Consider the following 16,049-nt stretch of genomic DNA (forward strand, 5'->3'; position numbering starts at 1 on the left):
TCGTGACGGAAGATCAGCTGCGGGACGCCATTCTGGAGGCCCTGACGGAGGAGATCGCCCGGCGCGTGGTCGAGAAGCTCCAGCGGCTTCAAAAGAGGGCGCTGGTGGTGTGTACCGGTTCCGCCCTCTCCTTTTCCGTCTGGCAGTCGGAGCTCCGCATCCTGGCCGAAAACGGCTTTGAGATGGACCTCTATCTGTCGGAGAGCGCCTGCCAGATTTTAGACACCGAGGGGCTGTGCGCGGCGGTGCCCTTTGGCCGGGTGTGGAAGGGGAGACTGGAGGAGGCGCCGGAAAAGCTGGCCGCTTCCTACCCCGTCATTCTGGTACCTGCGCTGACGGTGAATACCGCAGCCAAGCTGGCTGTCTGCATTTCCGATACGCCGGCCACCCGGATGATCTCCAATTCCCTCATGCGGGGGAAAACGGTGGTGATCTCGGTGGACGGCTGCTGTCCGGACAATCCGGCCCGGGCGGCCATGGGTTACCGGATGACCGAGGGACTCAAGGCGCAGCTGCACCACAATCTGGTCCAGCTCCAGGCCTACGGCGCGGTCCTCACCACGGCGGAGCGGTTTGCCGGCCGGGTAATGGGAGCGGTCCGGGGCGGAACTGCCGCACCGGCATCCCCGGCGAAGGAGAGACCGGCCCCGCCGGCCGCCGTGCCGGGAGAATTCCGGGTGGAGAAGGGCGTATTGGGCCGGGGGGACGTATCCGCCCTGCCGGCGGCCTGCACCCTGCGGGTGCGGCGCAACTGCCAGATCACCCAACTGGCCGCCGAGGTGCTCCAGGTGCGGCGCATCAAGGTGGTCCGGGAAGGATAAAACATCACGAGAACGAGGTGTGGATATGTACCTGGGAAGAGTCATCGGCACGGTGGTGTCTACCAGCAAAAATCAAGATCTCATCGGCATGAAGCTCCTGATCGTGGAGCGGCTGGATGAGCATCTCCAGCGGATCGGGGAGACGGAGATCGCGGTGGACTCGGTGGGCGCCGGCAACGGCGAGATCGTCATCATCTGCGGCGGCAGCGCGGCCCGCTATGTGTTCGGCGGCAACGTCCCGGTGGACAAATCCATCGTCGGCATCGTGGACACGGTGGAGACCATGTAAGGGTCCCGCCACACAGACCAAGAAACAGACAGGGGGCTTGTAAATGGCCAATCTGTATACCAAGACAGGGGATCGGGGCCAGACCAGTCTCGTGGGCGGCAGCCGGATCAGCAAAGGCGACCTGCGGGTGGAGTGCTACGGCACCGTGGACGAGATGGGCTCCGCGTTGGGATTTGCCCGCTCCCTGAGCCAGCGGGAGTATGTCCGCAAGACCGTGCATCACATCCAGGGGCGGCTGTTCGCCCTGGGGGCGGAGATTGCCAGCGATGCGGAAGGCCGCAAGAAGCTCAAGCATGTGATCGACGAGGAGGACGTAGCCTATCTGGAGGCGGTGGTGGACAAATGCACCGAGACCAACGGCCCTCAGACCGCCTTCGTCATCCCCGGCGAGAATCCGCCCTCCGGCGCCCTCCATGTGGCCCGGACGGTGGTGCGGCGGTGCGAGCGGCATCTCATCCGCCTTGCCCAGGAGAGCGAGGTACGGGAGGTACTCCTTCGTTTTGTCAACCGGCTTTCCGACGCCACCTATGCCCTGGCCCGTCTGGAGGAGACGCTGGCCCAGCAGGAGGAGCTGAAAGCGAAGGTAGAGGAGGAGGTCCGCCGCCGTCTCAGCGCCGCGCAGCCCAAGCCGCCCTTCACCCTGGAGACGGTGGAGGCCATGGCGGCCAGAGCCCGGAAAAAGGCGGCCGAGATGGGAGTCCCGGTGGTATTCGCGGCGGTGGACGAGGGGGGCAACACCTTCTTTCTCCAGCGGATGCCCGGTTCCTTCCAGGGCAGCATCGACGTAGCGCTCAATAAGGCTTATACGGCCAACGCGTTCCAAATGACCACCGAGGCGCTGGGCAAGGCGGCCCAGCCCGGCGGCCCCCTTTACGGCATTGAGAGCAGCAACGGGGGACGGATTATCCTCTTCGGCGGCGGCTTTCCCTACGAGTACGAGGGGAAAGTGGTAGGCGCCATTGGGGTGTCGGGCGGCAGTGTGGAAGAGGACATGGCCATCGCCCGGGCAGCCCTGGGCGAGGGGTGAGCGTTGGGTGAGCAAGCCGCGGCTGGCGCGGCACAACAGGAGGAATCACAATGAATGTAGACGTGAATCTGGTAGAACAGCTGGTGAAGAAGGTCCTGGATCAGGTGGAAGGGGCCGGCGACCTGCTGACCACTGCCGGAGACTGCGGCGTGTTCGCGACCATGGACGACGCCATTAACGCCGCCGAGATCGGACAGCGCCAATATCTGAAGCGCTCCATGGCCGACCGGGCCAAGTATGTCCAGACCATCCGCGACGTGGTACTGCGGCGGGATGTGATGGAGTACATCTCCCGGGTGGCGGTGGAAGAGACGGGCATGGGCGGTTATGAGTATAAGGTCATCAAAAACACCCTGGCCGCCACCAAGACGCCGGGCATTGAGGATCTGACCACCGAAGCCCTCTCGGGGGACGACGGCCTGACGCTGGTGGAGTATTCTCCCTTCGGCGTCATCGGCGCCATCACCCCCACCACCAACCCCACCGAGACAGTGATCTGCAATTCCATCGGTATGCTGGCGGCGGGCAACGCGGTGGTGTTCAGCCCCCATCCCCGCGCCAAGAACGTGACGCTCTACCTCATCAAGGCCATCAACCGGGCTTTGAAGGAGGCGGGAGCGCCGGACAATCTGGTGGTGACGGTGGCGGAGCCCTCCATTGAGAACACCAACGCCATGATGAAGCATCCCAAGATCCGGATGCTGGTGGCCACCGGCGGACCGGGCATCGTCAAGACGGTGCTCTCCAGCGGCAAGAAGGCCATCGGCGCCGGCGCGGGCAATCCGCCGGTGGTGGTGGACGAGACGGCCGACATCGAGAAGGCCGCGGTGGACATCGTCAACGGCTGTTCTTTCGACAATAACCTGCCCTGCATCGCCGAGAAGGAAGTCATCGCGGTGGACTCCATCGCCGACTATCTCATCTTCAACATGAAGAAGAGCGGCGCCTATGAGATCAAGGACAAGGCGCTTATTGACCGGCTGGTGGAGCTGGTCACCGAGAACGGCAAGAAGCCCAAGACGGATTTTGTGGGCAAGAGCGCCCAGTACATTCTGGAAAAAGTCGGGATTCAGGTGGGCTCCGATGTAAAGGTGATCCTGATGGAGACCGACGAGCAGCACCCCTTCGTGCAGGTGGAGCTGATGATGCCCATTCTGCCGGTGGTACGGGTGCGGGACGTGGACGAGGCCATCGACATGGCCATCCGGGTGGAGCATGGCAACCGCCATACCGCCATGATGCACTCCCGCAACGTGGATAAGCTGACCAAGATGGCCAAGCTGATCCAGACCACCATTTTCGTGAAAAACGGCCCCTCTTATGCCGGCATCGGCGTAGGCGGCATGGGCTATACCACCTTTACCATTGCCGGTCCCACCGGCGAGGGCCTGACCTCGGCCAAGTCCTTCGCCAGAAAGAGAAAGTGCGTCCTGGTCGGCGGCATGGACGTCCGCTGACCGGTTCCCGCCCAGGAAAGGATCGAAGCTTATGTCCATCGATTTGATCGCCGCGGTACAGGCGGCCGGCATCGTAGGCGCGGGCGGCGCGGGATTTCCCACCCACGTCAAGCTCAACGCCAAGGCCGACACCGTCATCATCAACGGCGCGGAGTGTGAGCCGCTGCTCCGGGTGGATCAGCAGCTCATGGCCCGGAAGGCCGAGCAGCTTCTGTGCGCTCTGGACCTGATCGTGGATCAGGTGGGGGCTCAGCGGGGGGTAGTGGCGCTGAAGGCGCACTACCACCAGGCGGTAGCGGCGCTGAACGGGGCGCTGCCGGCCCATCCCAGGCTGAGCGTCCACCAGCTGGGCGGGTTCTATCCCGCCGGCGACGAGCAGGTCCTGGTCTGTGAGGTCACCGGCCGGGTGGTGCCGGAGGGCGGCATTCCCATCCAGGTGGGGGTGGTGGTGAGCAACGTGGAGACGGCGCTCCAGGTCTATGAGGCCGTCACCACCGGCAAGCCGGTTATCGAGAAGTATGTCACGCTGACCGGCGCGGTACGCACCCCCATGACGGTAAAGGTGCCGCTGGGCATCACGGTCCGGGAGGCGCTGGCCATGGCGGGCGGTCCCACGGTATCCGCCTACGCCGTCATCAACGGCGGCCCCATGATGGGGCGGGTGGTCTCGCCGGAGAGTACCATCACCAAGACCACCAAGGGCCTCATTGTCATTCCCGAGGGGCATCCGCTGCTGGTGAGCCTCAATAAGCCCCTGGAGCGGACGCTGCGGGACGCGGCCATTGCCTGTATGCAGTGTTCGCTGTGTACCGAGGTCTGTCCCCGGGCCAATCTGGGCCACCGCATTCATCCCCATAAGCTCATGCGCATCGCGGCCTACGGGTCGCTGTGCGACGAAAAAGAGACTCCCATGAACGCATATCTCTGCTGTGGCTGCCGCCTGTGCGAGTATGCCTGTGTCATGGGGCTCCAGCCCTGGAAGCTCAACGGCAACCTGAAGGGCATTTTAGGCAAAAACGGAATCCGCAACAACCTCAACGCCAAGCCTGAGCATCCGGCGCCGTTCCGGGAGACCAAGCGCTATCCGGTGCATAAGCTCATCGGCCAGCTGGGCCTGCGGGACTACGATGTCCCCGCGCCGCTGGACGAGGGGCTGCGTCCGGCGACCCGGGTGGAGCTGCCGCTGCGGCAGAACGTGGGCGCGTCGGCCCAGCCGGTGGTGGGGGTGGGCGACCCGGTGGAAGCGGGTGCGCTCATCGCCTGCATCCCGGAGGGAAAGTTGGGCGCCAACCTCCATGCCAGCATCGGCGGCACCGTGCAGGCGGTGACGGAGACGTCCATCGTGATCCAGGCTTGATCCAGTATCCCAATTCCCCTGGGGCGGTTCCCGAGGGGGCCGTCCTGCTCGCAGATGATTCACACCACTACATCTACAAGATAGGAGAGGTAAGAGTATGGATATTCTGGCATTGATTGCGGCATTTGGCGGCGGTATCATCGGCGCTTATATGGGCGCGCTTCCCGCGTTTATTCTGACCGGCGTGCTGGCTCTGGCCGGCACCGCGGTTTCCATCGCCGGCGGCGATGGCTCCTTCATCATCAACAGCATGGCTTTCGGTTCCTTCGTCGGTCCTCACATCGCCTTTGCCGGCGGCGTGGCCGCGGCGGCTTATGCCGGCCGCAAGGGCAAGCTGACCAGCGGCGCTGACATCGCCTCCCCGCTGAACGGCCTGGGCGCCCCCGACGTGCTGCTGGTGGGCGGCGTGTTCGGTGTGTTCGGCTACATTGTGGCCACCCTCATCGGCATGACTCCTCTGGGCCCCCTCACCGACCTTCCCGGTATCACCGTGGTCATCTCCGGCATCGTCGCCCGTCTGGTCTTTGGTAAGACCGGCCTCACCGGCAAGTACACCGGCAAGGGTCCCCGCACCTGGTTCTCCACCGGCACCACCTTTGTGTACAACGTGGTGCTGGGCGGCGGCATCGGTATCGCCGTGAGCTTCGTGGCGGCCGCCATTTCCAAATCCGCGCCCGAGGCCTGGGCTGCCACCATTTCCGGCAACTTCGCGGTCATGTGCTTCGGCTTTGCGGCCATCACCCTGATCTTTACCCAGACCGGCTCCGCCATGCCCGGCACCCACCACATCATGCTGCCCTCCGGCCTGGCCGCTGTGGTTGGTATTGCCGCCTGGGGTCCCTATGGCGCGTTCCTGGGCGTGGTGTTCGGCATTCTGGGCTCCCTGCTGGGCGACTTCTTTGGGAACACCTTTAACAGCCACTGCGATTCCCACATCGACCCCCCCGCGTTCACCATCTTCCTGCTGACCATCGTGGTCTCTCTGCTGCGCATCGCCCTGGTTGGCTGATCCATCCTTTGTCCTGAGAAAAGAGGCTTTACATGGGAATTTCCATTGGATTGCTGGAACTGAAAAGCATCCCGGCGGGCATTGAGACTGCCGACGAGATGCTCAAGGCTGCCAACGTGCAGCTGCTGGTGGCGTCGCCCACCTGTCCGGGCAAGTACGTCATCATTGTCAGTGGCAATGTGGGTGCCGTGAAGAGCTCCATGAACACCGGCCTCCAGGTGGCCGGGACCTTCGTGGTGAGCCATCACATCATCAACAATGTCCACGAATCCATTCCCGCCGCGGTGGTGGGGACCACTGAGGTGACCAAGGTGGCCTCGCTGGGTGTCATCGAGACCATCTCCGCCCTGACGGCGGTGCAGGCGGGGGACATCGCGGCCAAGGCCTCCAACATCACCCTCATGGAGATCCGCATCGCCCGGGGTCTGGGCGGCAAGGGATTTTTGATGTTTACCGGCGAGGTGTCCTCGGTCCGCTCCGCGGTCAAGGCCTGTATCAACGGGCTGGGAGAGAGCGGCGAGATCACCGGCCATTGCGTGATTCCCTCGCCCCACGCGGATCTGGTAAAACAGTTGATGTAAATGTTGAAAATGTGGTATACTGTCTGTGGAAGCGGGCAGTATACCACATCCTCACACGATTGAAAGGAGGCCCCTGGCCATGAGCGAGCAGAAGTGCCCCAACTGTCATTATCCCATCCCTGAGCGTGAGAAGCCCGGCACGCAGAAAGCGCCCGGCAGTCTGTACCATCCCAGCAACCCGGACGATACCGACAGCGAGAACTGCGCCCAGTGCTTCTATCAAAGCCCCGCCGAGCCTCAGAATGAGGAGTGCCCCCAGTGCTTCTACACGCCGGAGGACCCCAAAAAGTAAAAAGGAAAAAGAGAAAAGGAGGACGAGTCAATGGAACGATTGGTTGGAAACATGGCGCCGGATTTCAAGATGGAGGCACTGAGTGCTGACGGCGAACACTTTACCCATGTATCGCTGGGCGATTACGCTGGAAAGTGGCTGGTCCTCTTTTTCTATCCCATGGACTTTACCTTTGTGTGCCCCACCGAGCTGACGGCTTTTTCGGCGCATTTGCCGGAATTTGCCGCGGCGGGGGCGGAGCTGCTGGCGGTGAGCACCGACAGCAAATACTCCCATCTGGCCTGGACCAAAGACGGTCTGGGCAAGCTGGGCTATCCCATGGCGGCGGACCAGAACCTGCGCACCTGCCAGGCCTATGGTGTGCTGCTGGAGGAGGAGGGGGTGGCCCTGCGGGGTCTGTTCCTCATCGACCCGGAGGGAATGGTGCGGTACAGCGTCATTCACGACAACGACATCGGCCGCAATCCGGCGGAGATTCTGCGGGTGCTGCAAGCGCTGCGGTCCGGCGGTCTGTGCGCCGCTGGCTGGCAGCCGGGAGAGGACAACCTCCATCCGGAGGATCTGGAGGACCACGCCGACGCCGTGCAGGTGGAGGACGCGCCGCCGGTACGGGTATACAGCCAGCCGGGCTGTTCTTATTGCCGCAGGACCAAGGAGTATCTGGCCGAGCACGGGGTGGCGTATGCCGACATCGACCTCACCACCGACCGGGCCGGACAGCAGTTCATGAATCAGCGGGGCTATACCCGTCTGCCGGTCACCGTCATCGGGGAGACCGAGATCGTGGGCTATGATCTGAGCGCGGTAGCCAGGGCGCTGGGTCTGGAGCGGTAATGGTAAGGAGCGAGACACATGGACGAACTCATTCATCACGACCCTAACCTGGGCAAGCTGCGCATCATCCAGGAGTCGGTCCCCGGCAAGGAGATCACCCTGGCTCACATCATCGCCAGCCCGGACGAGATCATCTATCAAAAGCTGGGCCTGGACCCCAATGTGGACTATCACCAGGCGGCCATCGCCGTCATGGCCATCTGCCCCTGCGAAACCACGGTGATTGCCGGCGACATCGCCCTGAAAACGTCCAAGATTGAAATGGGCTTTTTGGACCGGTTCTCCGGCACCCTGATTTTCACCGGGCGCATCGGCAACGTGGAGGCGTCGGTCAAGGCGGTGCTGGCCTATCTGGAGAGCAAGCTGGGCTTCACGGTCTGTGAGATTACGCGCACATGAAAAAGGTCATGCTGGTGGGCCGCAGCGAGTGCGGCAAGACGACCCTGAGGCAGGCCCTCAAGGGCGGGGTCATTCAGTATCATAAGACCCAGTACATCAACCACTACGACGTGGTCATCGACACGCCCGGGGAGTACGCCGAGACCCACACCCTGGGCCGGGCGCTGGCGCTGTACAGCTACGAGTGCGACGTGATCGCGCTGCTGCTCAACTCCGCCGAGCCCTTTTCCCTCTATCCGCCCTGCGTGGCGGCCACGGCGAACCGGCCGGTGATCGGCATCGTCACCCAGATTGACAATCCCAAGGGCAACGTGGACCGGGCCCACGGCTGGCTGGAGCTGGCAGGGTGCAAGCCCATTTTCCACGTGAGCTCCTACACGGGGGAGGGGATCTGGGAGATCCTGAGCTATCTGAAGGAGCCGGGGGACGTTTTGCCCTGGGAGACGGCGGAGGAGGCGGAACAGCCCCGAATGGTGCTGTCCAACAAATACGGCCCTCTTTCCCGGCCGGACAATTAAAGAAGGATACACAGCGGGAGCGGAGCGTGGAGTTCCGCTCCTTTTTCCATTGGACGGTGGGAAGGGACCGTGCTATAATGTGATGCGGAAAAAGCTCCCTCCGGCGGGGGGAGAGAAAAGGAGACCGAGCATATGGAATGGACACTGGAACGTCTGCTGGCGGCGATACAGCCGGCGGACCGGCAGGCCGGGGAGGCCGCCTGGAAGCATTGGGACGCCATCGCCAAGCCGCTGCGCTCCCTGGGACTGTTGGAGGCGGACATCGTGCGCATCGCGGCCATCCAGGGCACGGCCGACGTGCAGTGGGGGAAGAAAGCGGTGGTGGTGATGTGTGCCGACAACGGCGTGGTGGAAGAGGGGGTCACCCAGACCGGCCAGGAGGTCACCGCCATTGTTTCGGAGAATATGACCCGGCATGATACGTCGGTGTGCTGTATGTCGTCGGTGGCGGGGGCTGATGTGATCCCGGTGGACATGGGGGTGTGCCGTCCGCTGGTCTCCGGCGTGCTGGACAAGTGCATCCGCCGGGGCACCTGGAACATGACCAAGGGTCCGGCCATGACCCGGGAGGAATGTATTCAGGGGATTTTGACGGGGGCCAATCTGGTATCGGAGCTGAAGGAACGGGGATACGGCCTCATTGCCACCGGCGAGATGGGCATTGGCAACACCACCACCTCGTCGGCCATCGTGTCGGTGCTGCTGGGCTGCCCGGTGGAGGAGGTCACCGGCCGGGGGGCGGGTCTGTCCACCGAGGGCCTGGCCCGCAAGATCTCGGCCATCCAGCGGGGAGTGGAAGTGAACCGTCCCGACCCCGCCGACCCCATTGACGTGGTCCATAAGGTGGGCGGCTTTGACATCGCCGGTCTGATGGGGGTATTTTTGGGCTGCGCGGCCTGCCGCGTCCCGGTGCTGGTGGACGGGTTCATCTCGGCGGCGGCGGCGCTGGCGGCGGTACGTCTGTGCCCGGCGGCGGGGGACTATCTGCTGGCCAGCCACGTGTCCAAGGAGCCGGCGGGAGAGATGGTCCTCCAGGCGCTGGGCCTGCGGCCCCTGATCCGGGCGGAGATGTGCCTGGGCGAGGGCAGCGGCGCGGTGGCGGCCATGCCGCTTTTGGAGATGGGCCTGGCGGTCTACCGGAGCATGACCACCTTTGAGGCCACCAACATTGAGACCTATGTGCCCCAGACGTAAGATGGGGAGCATGACGTTGGTGTCGGGCGGCGCGGCCAGCGGAAAGTCGGAGCTGGCGGAGGGCATCGCCGTGGGGCTTGGCGGGCGGCTGGTGTATCTGGCCACCATGGAGGTGTGGGACCAGGAGGACCGCCGCCGGGTGGAGCGCCACCGGAAGCTGCGGGCCGGCAAGGGCTTTGAGACGGTGGAGCGTCCCCGGGATCTGGCGGGCGCCGAGGTGCCGGCGGGCAGCACGGTGCTGCTGGAATGTCTTTCCAATCTGACGGCCAACGAGTGCTTTGGGCCTGACGGGTTCGACGGGGCGGAGGGACGGATTTTGGAGGGCGTGGACCGGGTCCGGGCCCGGACGTCCCATCTGGTGATCGTGACCAACGAGCTTTTTTCCGACGGGCTGGCGTATCCGGAAGAGACGGGGCGTTATCTGTCGGTGCTGGCCGGTCTGAACCGGGCGCTGGCCGGACGGGCCGACCGGGTGGTGGAAGTGGTGTGCGGTCTGCCGGTGGTGTGGAAGGGGGAAGGGCTATGAAGCTGCTGCGTTCCTTTGCGGTGGCCTTTTCCATGTATTCCCGGCTCCCCATGCCCCAGTGGCCGTGGGAGGAGGGAGACCTGGAATATGTCTTTTGCTTTTTCCCGGCCATTGGCCTGGTGGAGGGCCTGTTTTTGCTGCTCTGGTGGCAGATCGGCGGCTTGCTGGGGCTGGAGGGGCTTTTTCTGGCGGCTGGGCTGGTACTGATCCCGCTGCTGGTCACCGGCGGCATCCACATGGACGGCTACTGCGACACCGCCGACGCCCTGGCCTCCCATCAGAGCCGGGAGCGAAAGCTGGAAATTTTGAAGGACTCCCATACCGGGGCCTTCGCGGTGATTGCCTGCGGCGGCTATCTGGTGTTTCAGCTTGGCCTTTGGACCCAGGCGGCGGCGGACGGTCTGCCCTGGCCGGTGGTGGTGCTGCTGCCGGTGGTGTCCCGGTCCCTCTCCGGTCTGGCGGTGGTGACCTGTAAAAACGCCCGGGGGTCCGGGATGCTGGCCACCTTTTCCACCGCGGTGGTGGGCCGGCGGGTGCTGGTCACGCTGGCGGTATGGCTGGCGGCGGCATGTCTGCTGCTGATTTTGGGTGCGCGGGTCCGGGGGACCGCCGCCGCGGCGGGCGCCCTGGCGGTGTATGGCTATTATATGTGTGTGTCCCACCGGGAATTTGGAGGGATTACCGGCGATTTGGCGGGTTGGTTCCTCCAGCTGTGCGAGGTGGGCGGTTTGCTGGCGGCGGTGCTGGCGGGAAAGGCGGCGATGGTACTATGCGGCTGATCGTAGGAGCGGTGGGCCAGGGCAAGCGGGCCTATGTCCGCTCGCTGGGCTATACGGAGGAGCAGATGTCCGCCGGTCTGGGGGACCAGCCGGTGGTGCTGAACCTGGAGGACATCGTGGCCGCGTTGCTGCGGGAAGGAAGAGACCCGGTCCGGGCGGTGCTGGACCACGCGGCGTCCCATCCGTCGGCGGTGTATGTCTGCACGGAGGTGGGCTGCGGCGTGGTGCCGGTGGACCGGTTCCAGCGGGAATGGCGGGAAGCGGTGGGCCGGGTGTGCTGCGCGCTGGCGCGGGAGGCCGGCCGGGTGGACCGGGTCTGGTGCGGACTGGCCATGGAATTGAAGGGGGAAGAAGGATGAAGGTGATTTTGGTGCGCCACGGGGCCACCAGGGAGAATTTGGAGCACCGCTTTTTGGGGGTGACCGACGTGGTGCTGGCCCCCCAGGGGGCGGCGGAGGCGCTGAACCGGGCGGCCGCTTTGCCGCCGGTGGACCACGTGTATGTCAGTCCGCTGATCCGCTGCCGTCAGACGGCCATTCTGCTCTGGCCCAAGGCGGAGATGACGGTGATTCCCGAGCTGCGGGAGACCGATTTCGGCCCCTTTGAGGGAAAATGCCATGCCGAACTGCTGGACGATCCCCTTTATAACCAGTGGCTGGCCTGTCCGGACGACCCGTCGCTGGTGCCCATGGTGGAGAATGTGATGGACTGTGCCCAGCGGGCCAGCCGGGCGCTGGAAAGTCTGAGCCGGGACGCGGAGAGCCGCGGCTATGAGACGGTGGGAGTGGTGTCCCACGGCGGCACGCTGATGGGGATGCTGGCCCGGCACGGCCGTCCGGAGCGGGACTATTACAGCTGGCGGATGGACAACTGCGGGGGCTTTGTGGCCCGGCTGGACCGGGAGAAGCTGCTGCTCCATGTGGAAGAAAGCTTATAAAAGAGGAAAACATTGGAGTCCGGAAAGCGGTATGGCGAAAATGTATCCTGAAAACGCGAGATTTGACCTTTGCTTTTTGGTCAAAAATCTGATACAATCAGTGCTACAAGCAAATACATGATCCGTGCGGTGCGGCGAACAGGCCGCTGAAAAGGGAAGTCCGGTCAAAACCGGCGCAGTCACACCTCTACTGTAAACGGGGACAAGGGCGGCATAAGCCATTGACGAGAGACGTCGAGAAGGCGCCGCCCGCGGAAGAACCGAGAGCCAGGAGACCTGCCGATACGGAAGCCGTTCGTCACTCTTAGGTGGAGAGTATGGCGCGTGCATGGATTTTGAATGTTCTGGGCCCGCTCCATTCTTGCGCAGGATGGAGCGGGTTTTTTGTGTGAGAAAGAAGGAGGGAGCGGGGTGCGTTTGGAGCACTATATTCCGGTGGGGAAGGAACGGCTGCGCTGCGGCTATACCACCGGGACCTGTGCGGCGGCGGCAGCCCGGGGCGCGGCGGAGTATCTGCTGACGGGCCGGTGTCCGGCGGCGGTGGAGATCCGGACTCCGGCCGGCATTTGCGTGACGGCGGAGCTGGAGGAGGTATGCCGGGGCGGCGATTGGGCCAGCTGCGCGGTGCGCAAGGACGGCGGCGACGATCCGGACGTGACCGACGGGATTTTGATTTACGCCAAGGCGGTCTGCCGTCCGGCGGGGGGGATCGTGATAGCAGGCGGCGCGGGCGTGGGACGGGTGACCCGTCCCGGTCTGGACCAGCCGGTGGGGGAGGCGGCCATTAACTCCACGCCCCGGCGGATGATCCGCGCCGAGTGCGAAGCGGCGCTGAAGGCGGCCGGCGTCTCCTGCGGGCTGACGGTGACGATTTCGGCGCCGGCGGGGGTCGGTCTGGCGGCCAAGACCTTCAATCCCCGGCTGGGCATTGAGGGCGGGATCTCCATTTTGGGGACCAGCGGCATCGTCCGGCCCATGAGCGAGGCGGCGCTGGTGGACTCCCTCTATCTGGAGCTGGACCAGCTCTATGCCAGGGGCGGGCGGGACGTGCTGGTGACGCCGGGCAACTACGGCGCGGACTTCGCCCGGACGGATCTGGGGCTTTCCCTTCAGAATCTGTGCTCATGCAGCAATTACCTGGGTAACTGCATCGACTACGCGGCGGGGAAGGGCTTCCGGTCCTTCCTGCTGGTGAGCCATCTGGGCAAGCTGTCCAAGGTGGCGGCGGGCAATTTCAACACCCACTCGGCGGTGTCCGACGGGCGGCGGGAGAGCTTATGCACCCACGCGGCCCTGAGCGGCGGCGCGGGAGCGGTGATCCGGGACCTTTACGACTGCGTCACCACCGAGGCGGCGCTGGACCGGCTGCGGGCTGCGGGACTGCTGGAGGACACGCTGGAGTCCCTCATGGGGGCGCTGGACGCCCACCTCACCGCCCGGGCCGGCGGAATGACCATCGGCGCGGTGGCTTTTACCAAGCAGCACGGACTTTTGGCGATGACCCCGGGCGCGGCGGCGCTGCTGCCCCTCCACCGGGGAGAGGAGGAGACAAGATGATCCATTTTATTGGCGCCGGACCGGGCGCGGCAGATCTCATTACGGTACGGGGCGCCCGGCTTCTGGGCGGGGCGGACGTGATTATTTACGCCGGTTCTCTGGTGAATCCGGCCTTGCTGGATTACAAAAAGGAGGACTGTGCCGTCTATGACAGCGCGGGCATGACCCTGGAGGAGGTGCTGGCCGTCATGGAGGAAGCGGAGGCGGCCGGCAAGACCACGGTGCGGCTCCACACCGGGGACCCGTCGCTGTACGGGGCCATTCGGGAGCAGATGGACGCTTTGGACGAAAAGGGCATTGCCTATGACGTGACGCCGGGGGTCTCCTCTTTTTCCGGCGCGGCGGCGGCGTTACAGGCGGAGTATACGCTGCCCGACGTGTCCCAGAGCGTCATCATCACCCGCATGGCGGGGCGCACCCCGGTGCCGGAGGGGGAAAAACTGTCTAAAATGGCCAGTCACGGCTGCACCATGGTGCTCTTTCTCTCCACGGGCCTTCTGGAAGAGGTGGAGCGGGAGCTGATGGCGGGCGGTTACAGCCCGGACACTCCGGCGGCCATCGTCTATAAGGCTACCTGGCCGGAGGAGCAGGTCTATCGGTGCACCGTGTCCACCCTGGCCAAGACCGCCCGGGACAACCACGTCACCAAGACGGCATTGATTACCGTAGGTGGATTTTTGGGCAAGGAGTATGAGCGGTCCAAGCTCTACGACCCCACCTTTACCCACGGCTGCCGGCAGGGGACCGAAGGGTGAAGCTGTCGGTCATCGCCTTCACCGCCCGGGGCGGTGCGCTGGCCCGCAGGCTGGCGGAGACCTTTGGCGGACGAGCCTTCGGACTGGGCAAGGGAAAGATTCCCGGTCTGGAAGCGGCAGACAGCCTAAGCCAATGGACCGCCCAGCGGTGGCGGGAGAGCGACGGCCTGATTTTTGTGGGGGCCTGCGGCATCGCGGTGCGGGCCATCGCCCCCCATGTGAAGGATAAATTCACCGACCCGGCGGTGGTCTCGGTGGACGAGGGGGGACAGTTCGCCGTGCCCCTCCTCTCCGGCCATGTGGGGGGCGCCAACGCCCTGGCCCGGCAGGTGGCGGACCTCACCGGCGGACAGGCGGTCATTTCCACCGCCACCGACGTCAACGGTCTCTTTGCCGTGGACGCGTGGGCAAAGGAACAGCAGCTGGCCATAACCGACCGGACGCTGGCCAAGGAGATATCGTCCGCCCTGCTGGCGGGGGAACCGGTGGGTTTTTACAGCGACTTCGGCCACCCCATGCCGGAAGGTCTGGGCACGGAAGGGGAGCTGGGCGTCTGGGTCACCGCCCGGACGGGGCCGGGACCGTTTGCCCGGACCCTGCGGCTGGTGCCCCGCTGCCTGACGGTGGGGGTGGGCTGCCGGCGGGGGACGCCGGAAGCGGCCGTCGCCCAGGCGGTACAGGAGGCGCTGACCGGCTGGGAAGAGCGGGCGGTGGCCTGTGTGGCCACCATCGACCTGAAGGCCCACGAGCCGGGCCTGCTGGCCTTTTGTGAGACAATGGGGTGGCCGTTGGTCACCTATTCCGCCGCAGAATTGGCGGAAGTAAACGGAAATTTTACCCCGTCGGCCTTTGTGCGTTCGGTGACGGGGGTGGAGAACGTCTGTGAGCGGGCCGCGGTACGGGCGGCGGAGGGGGGCCGGTGCGTGGTCCCCAAGCAGGCGCGGGACGGCGTCACCGCAGCGGTGGCAGAGAGGAGCAAGGTATGAAAGTAACGGTCATTGGACTGGGCCCCGGCGCGGGTCAGGACCTCACCGGGCGGGCCCGGGCGGCGCTGGAGGAATGCGACCTGATCGTGGGCTATACGGCCTATGTGGAGCTGATCCGGCCGGAATTTCCGGAAAAGGAGTGTCTGGCCACCGGGATGCGCCGGGAGGTGGACCGCTGCCGTCTGGCGGTGGAGAAGGCGCTGGAGGGGAAGCATGTGGCCATGGTGTGCTCCGGGGACGCGGGGGTCTACGGCATGGCGGGGCTTGTCTACGAGGTCGCCCAGGAGTATATTCCCATCGACATCGAGGTGATCCCCGGCATCACGGCGGCCTGCGGCGGCGCGGCGGTGCTGGGTGCGCCGCTGACCCACGATTTCGCGGTGATCTCCCTTTCCGACCTGCTCACCCCCTGGGAGAAGATCGTCCGGCGGCTCAAGTGCGCGGCGTTGGCGGATTTTGTGATTTGCCTCTACAATCCGGCCAGTCACAGCCGTCCGGATCATCTCCGGAAGGCCTGCGACATTCTGCTGGAGGAGAAGGACGGAGACACCCCTTGCGGCTGGGTGCGCAACATCGGCCGGGAGGGGGAGACCGCCCGTATTCTGACGTTGCGCGAGCTGCGGGACGAGCCGGTGGATATGTTTACCACGGTGTTCGTGGGCAGCAGCGAGACCCGGGTGATCGGCGGGAAGCTGGTGACCCCCCGGGGCTATGCCACCCGCCGGGGATAA

At 64.7% G+C, this 16,049-nt stretch carries 20 protein-coding genes, 1 pseudogene and 1 riboswitch; all 21 genes and pseudogenes read left to right on the forward strand.

Annotated elements, in window-relative coordinates; all coding sequences use genetic code 11:
• Positions 1-2 precede the first annotated feature (2 nt).
• The 21 genes and pseudogenes from H7U37_RS03700 (at position 3) to cobJ (ending at position 16,049) form a co-directional block, all read left to right on the forward strand.
• Positions 3-821, forward strand: a complete 819-nt coding sequence (locus tag H7U37_RS03700) for a flavoprotein (protein WP_204873703.1) — start codon at positions 3-5, stop codon at positions 819-821.
• Positions 822-846: 25 nt separating this feature from the next.
• On the forward strand, positions 847-1,110 hold the full coding sequence (locus tag H7U37_RS03705; RefSeq protein WP_204873705.1) for a EutN/CcmL family microcompartment protein: 264 nt from the start codon (positions 847-849) through the stop codon (positions 1,108-1,110).
• 43 nt (positions 1,111-1,153) lie between these two features.
• Positions 1,154-2,137, forward strand: a complete 984-nt coding sequence (locus H7U37_RS03710; RefSeq protein WP_204873707.1) for a cob(I)yrinic acid a,c-diamide adenosyltransferase — start codon at positions 1,154-1,156, stop codon at positions 2,135-2,137.
• Positions 2,138-2,187: 50 nt separating this feature from the next.
• Complete coding sequence (locus tag H7U37_RS03715; protein ID WP_204873709.1) at positions 2,188-3,594, forward strand: aldehyde dehydrogenase family protein; 1,407 nt, start codon at positions 2,188-2,190, stop codon at positions 3,592-3,594.
• Between the two features lie 31 nt (positions 3,595-3,625).
• A complete protein-coding gene (locus H7U37_RS03720; protein ID WP_204873712.1) occupies positions 3,626-4,951 on the forward strand; it encodes an SLBB domain-containing protein in 1,326 nt (441 codons plus the stop codon).
• Positions 4,952-5,048: 97 nt separating this feature from the next.
• A complete protein-coding gene (locus tag H7U37_RS03725) occupies positions 5,049-5,960 on the forward strand; it encodes a DUF7973 family transport facilitator (protein ID WP_204873714.1) in 912 nt (303 codons plus the stop codon).
• A 32-nt stretch (positions 5,961-5,992) separates the two neighbouring features.
• The gene (locus H7U37_RS03730; RefSeq protein WP_204873716.1) at positions 5,993-6,541 is read left to right on the forward strand and encodes a BMC domain-containing protein; all 549 of its coding nucleotides are present in this window, start codon (positions 5,993-5,995) and stop codon (positions 6,539-6,541) included.
• A 79-nt stretch (positions 6,542-6,620) separates the two neighbouring features.
• Positions 6,621-6,833 (forward strand): hypothetical protein, encoded by a 213-nt coding sequence (locus H7U37_RS03735; protein WP_204873718.1) that lies wholly within the window; start codon positions 6,621-6,623, stop codon positions 6,831-6,833.
• A 30-nt stretch (positions 6,834-6,863) separates the two neighbouring features.
• Positions 6,864-7,382, forward strand: a pseudogene (locus tag H7U37_RS16180) (peroxiredoxin); the annotation flags it as partial.
• Positions 7,383-7,421: 39 nt separating this feature from the next.
• Positions 7,422-7,667, forward strand: coding sequence for a glutaredoxin family protein (locus H7U37_RS16185; RefSeq protein WP_338049770.1), 246 nt, complete (start codon positions 7,422-7,424; stop codon positions 7,665-7,667).
• A gap of 18 nt (positions 7,668-7,685) precedes the next feature.
• Positions 7,686-8,066, forward strand: coding sequence for a BMC domain-containing protein (locus H7U37_RS03745; RefSeq protein ID WP_204873721.1), 381 nt, complete (start codon positions 7,686-7,688; stop codon positions 8,064-8,066).
• The gene (locus tag H7U37_RS03750) at positions 8,063-8,584 is read left to right on the forward strand and encodes a EutP/PduV family microcompartment system protein (protein WP_204873723.1); all 522 of its coding nucleotides are present in this window, start codon (positions 8,063-8,065) and stop codon (positions 8,582-8,584) included. The genes H7U37_RS03745 and H7U37_RS03750 overlap by 4 nt, the downstream gene beginning before the upstream one ends.
• A gap of 132 nt (positions 8,585-8,716) precedes the next feature.
• Positions 8,717-9,778, forward strand: a complete 1,062-nt coding sequence (cobT, locus tag H7U37_RS03755; RefSeq protein ID WP_204873725.1) for a nicotinate-nucleotide--dimethylbenzimidazole phosphoribosyltransferase — start codon at positions 8,717-8,719, stop codon at positions 9,776-9,778.
• A 10-nt stretch (positions 9,779-9,788) separates the two neighbouring features.
• Positions 9,789-10,304 (forward strand): bifunctional adenosylcobinamide kinase/adenosylcobinamide-phosphate guanylyltransferase, encoded by a 516-nt coding sequence (locus tag H7U37_RS03760; RefSeq protein ID WP_204873728.1) that lies wholly within the window; start codon positions 9,789-9,791, stop codon positions 10,302-10,304.
• Positions 10,301-11,083, forward strand: a complete 783-nt coding sequence (locus H7U37_RS03765; RefSeq protein ID WP_243414220.1) for an adenosylcobinamide-GDP ribazoletransferase — start codon at positions 10,301-10,303, stop codon at positions 11,081-11,083. The genes H7U37_RS03760 and H7U37_RS03765 overlap by 4 nt, the downstream gene beginning before the upstream one ends.
• The gene (locus tag H7U37_RS03770) at positions 11,074-11,442 is read left to right on the forward strand and encodes a bifunctional adenosylcobinamide kinase/adenosylcobinamide-phosphate guanylyltransferase (protein WP_204873730.1); all 369 of its coding nucleotides are present in this window, start codon (positions 11,074-11,076) and stop codon (positions 11,440-11,442) included. The genes H7U37_RS03765 and H7U37_RS03770 overlap by 10 nt, the downstream gene beginning before the upstream one ends.
• Positions 11,439-12,020, forward strand: a complete 582-nt coding sequence (locus tag H7U37_RS03775; protein ID WP_204873732.1) for a histidine phosphatase family protein — start codon at positions 11,439-11,441, stop codon at positions 12,018-12,020. Before H7U37_RS03770 ends, H7U37_RS03775 begins: the two co-directional genes overlap by 4 nt.
• Before the next feature lie 112 nt (positions 12,021-12,132).
• A riboswitch (cobalamin riboswitch) is annotated at positions 12,133-12,317 on the forward strand.
• 114 nt (positions 12,318-12,431) lie between these two features.
• Positions 12,432-13,577, forward strand: a complete 1,146-nt coding sequence (cbiD, locus tag H7U37_RS03780; RefSeq protein WP_338049769.1) for a cobalt-precorrin-5B (C(1))-methyltransferase CbiD — start codon at positions 12,432-12,434, stop codon at positions 13,575-13,577.
• Complete coding sequence (gene cobM / locus H7U37_RS03785) at positions 13,574-14,332, forward strand: precorrin-4 C(11)-methyltransferase (protein ID WP_204873736.1); 759 nt, start codon at positions 13,574-13,576, stop codon at positions 14,330-14,332. Before cbiD ends, cobM begins: the two co-directional genes overlap by 4 nt.
• Positions 14,329-15,318, forward strand: a complete 990-nt coding sequence (locus tag H7U37_RS03790) for a cobalamin biosynthesis protein (protein WP_204873738.1) — start codon at positions 14,329-14,331, stop codon at positions 15,316-15,318. Before cobM ends, H7U37_RS03790 begins: the two co-directional genes overlap by 4 nt.
• Entirely contained in the window at positions 15,315-16,049 is a 735-nt protein-coding gene (gene cobJ, locus H7U37_RS03795; protein WP_204873740.1) for a precorrin-3B C(17)-methyltransferase, read from the forward strand. The genes H7U37_RS03790 and cobJ overlap by 4 nt, the downstream gene beginning before the upstream one ends.

This window comes from Pseudoflavonifractor phocaeensis, from assembly GCF_016901735.1.
GTDB lineage: Bacteria > Bacillota > Clostridia > Oscillospirales > Oscillospiraceae > Pseudoflavonifractor_A.

Bases quoted from the DNA above. Each gene is read 5' to 3' on its own strand.
- H7U37_RS03705 (WP_204873705.1), top strand. From the start codon at position 847: ATGTACCTGGGAAGAGTCATCGGCACGGTGGTGTCTACCAGCAAAAAT.
- H7U37_RS03710 (WP_204873707.1), top strand. From the start codon at position 1,154: ATGGCCAATCTGTATACCAAGACAGGGGATCGGGGCCAGACCAGTCTC.
- H7U37_RS03715 (WP_204873709.1), top strand. From the start codon at position 2,188: ATGAATGTAGACGTGAATCTGGTAGAACAGCTGGTGAAGAAGGTCCTG.
- H7U37_RS03720 (WP_204873712.1), top strand. From the start codon at position 3,626: ATGTCCATCGATTTGATCGCCGCGGTACAGGCGGCCGGCATCGTAGGC.
- H7U37_RS03725 (WP_204873714.1), top strand. From the start codon at position 5,049: ATGGATATTCTGGCATTGATTGCGGCATTTGGCGGCGGTATCATCGGC.
- H7U37_RS03730 (WP_204873716.1), top strand. From the start codon at position 5,993: ATGGGAATTTCCATTGGATTGCTGGAACTGAAAAGCATCCCGGCGGGC.
- H7U37_RS03735 (WP_204873718.1), top strand. From the start codon at position 6,621: ATGAGCGAGCAGAAGTGCCCCAACTGTCATTATCCCATCCCTGAGCGT.
- H7U37_RS03745 (WP_204873721.1), top strand. From the start codon at position 7,686: ATGGACGAACTCATTCATCACGACCCTAACCTGGGCAAGCTGCGCATC.
- H7U37_RS03750 (WP_204873723.1), top strand. From the start codon at position 8,063: ATGAAAAAGGTCATGCTGGTGGGCCGCAGCGAGTGCGGCAAGACGACC.
- cobT (WP_204873725.1), top strand. From the start codon at position 8,717: ATGGAATGGACACTGGAACGTCTGCTGGCGGCGATACAGCCGGCGGAC.
- H7U37_RS03760 (WP_204873728.1), top strand. From the start codon at position 9,789: ATGACGTTGGTGTCGGGCGGCGCGGCCAGCGGAAAGTCGGAGCTGGCG.
- H7U37_RS03765 (WP_243414220.1), top strand. From the start codon at position 10,301: ATGAAGCTGCTGCGTTCCTTTGCGGTGGCCTTTTCCATGTATTCCCGG.
- H7U37_RS03770 (WP_204873730.1), top strand. From the start codon at position 11,074: ATGCGGCTGATCGTAGGAGCGGTGGGCCAGGGCAAGCGGGCCTATGTC.
- H7U37_RS03775 (WP_204873732.1), top strand. From the start codon at position 11,439: ATGAAGGTGATTTTGGTGCGCCACGGGGCCACCAGGGAGAATTTGGAG.
- cobM (WP_204873736.1), top strand. From the start codon at position 13,574: ATGATCCATTTTATTGGCGCCGGACCGGGCGCGGCAGATCTCATTACG.
- cobJ (WP_204873740.1), top strand. From the start codon at position 15,315: ATGAAAGTAACGGTCATTGGACTGGGCCCCGGCGCGGGTCAGGACCTC.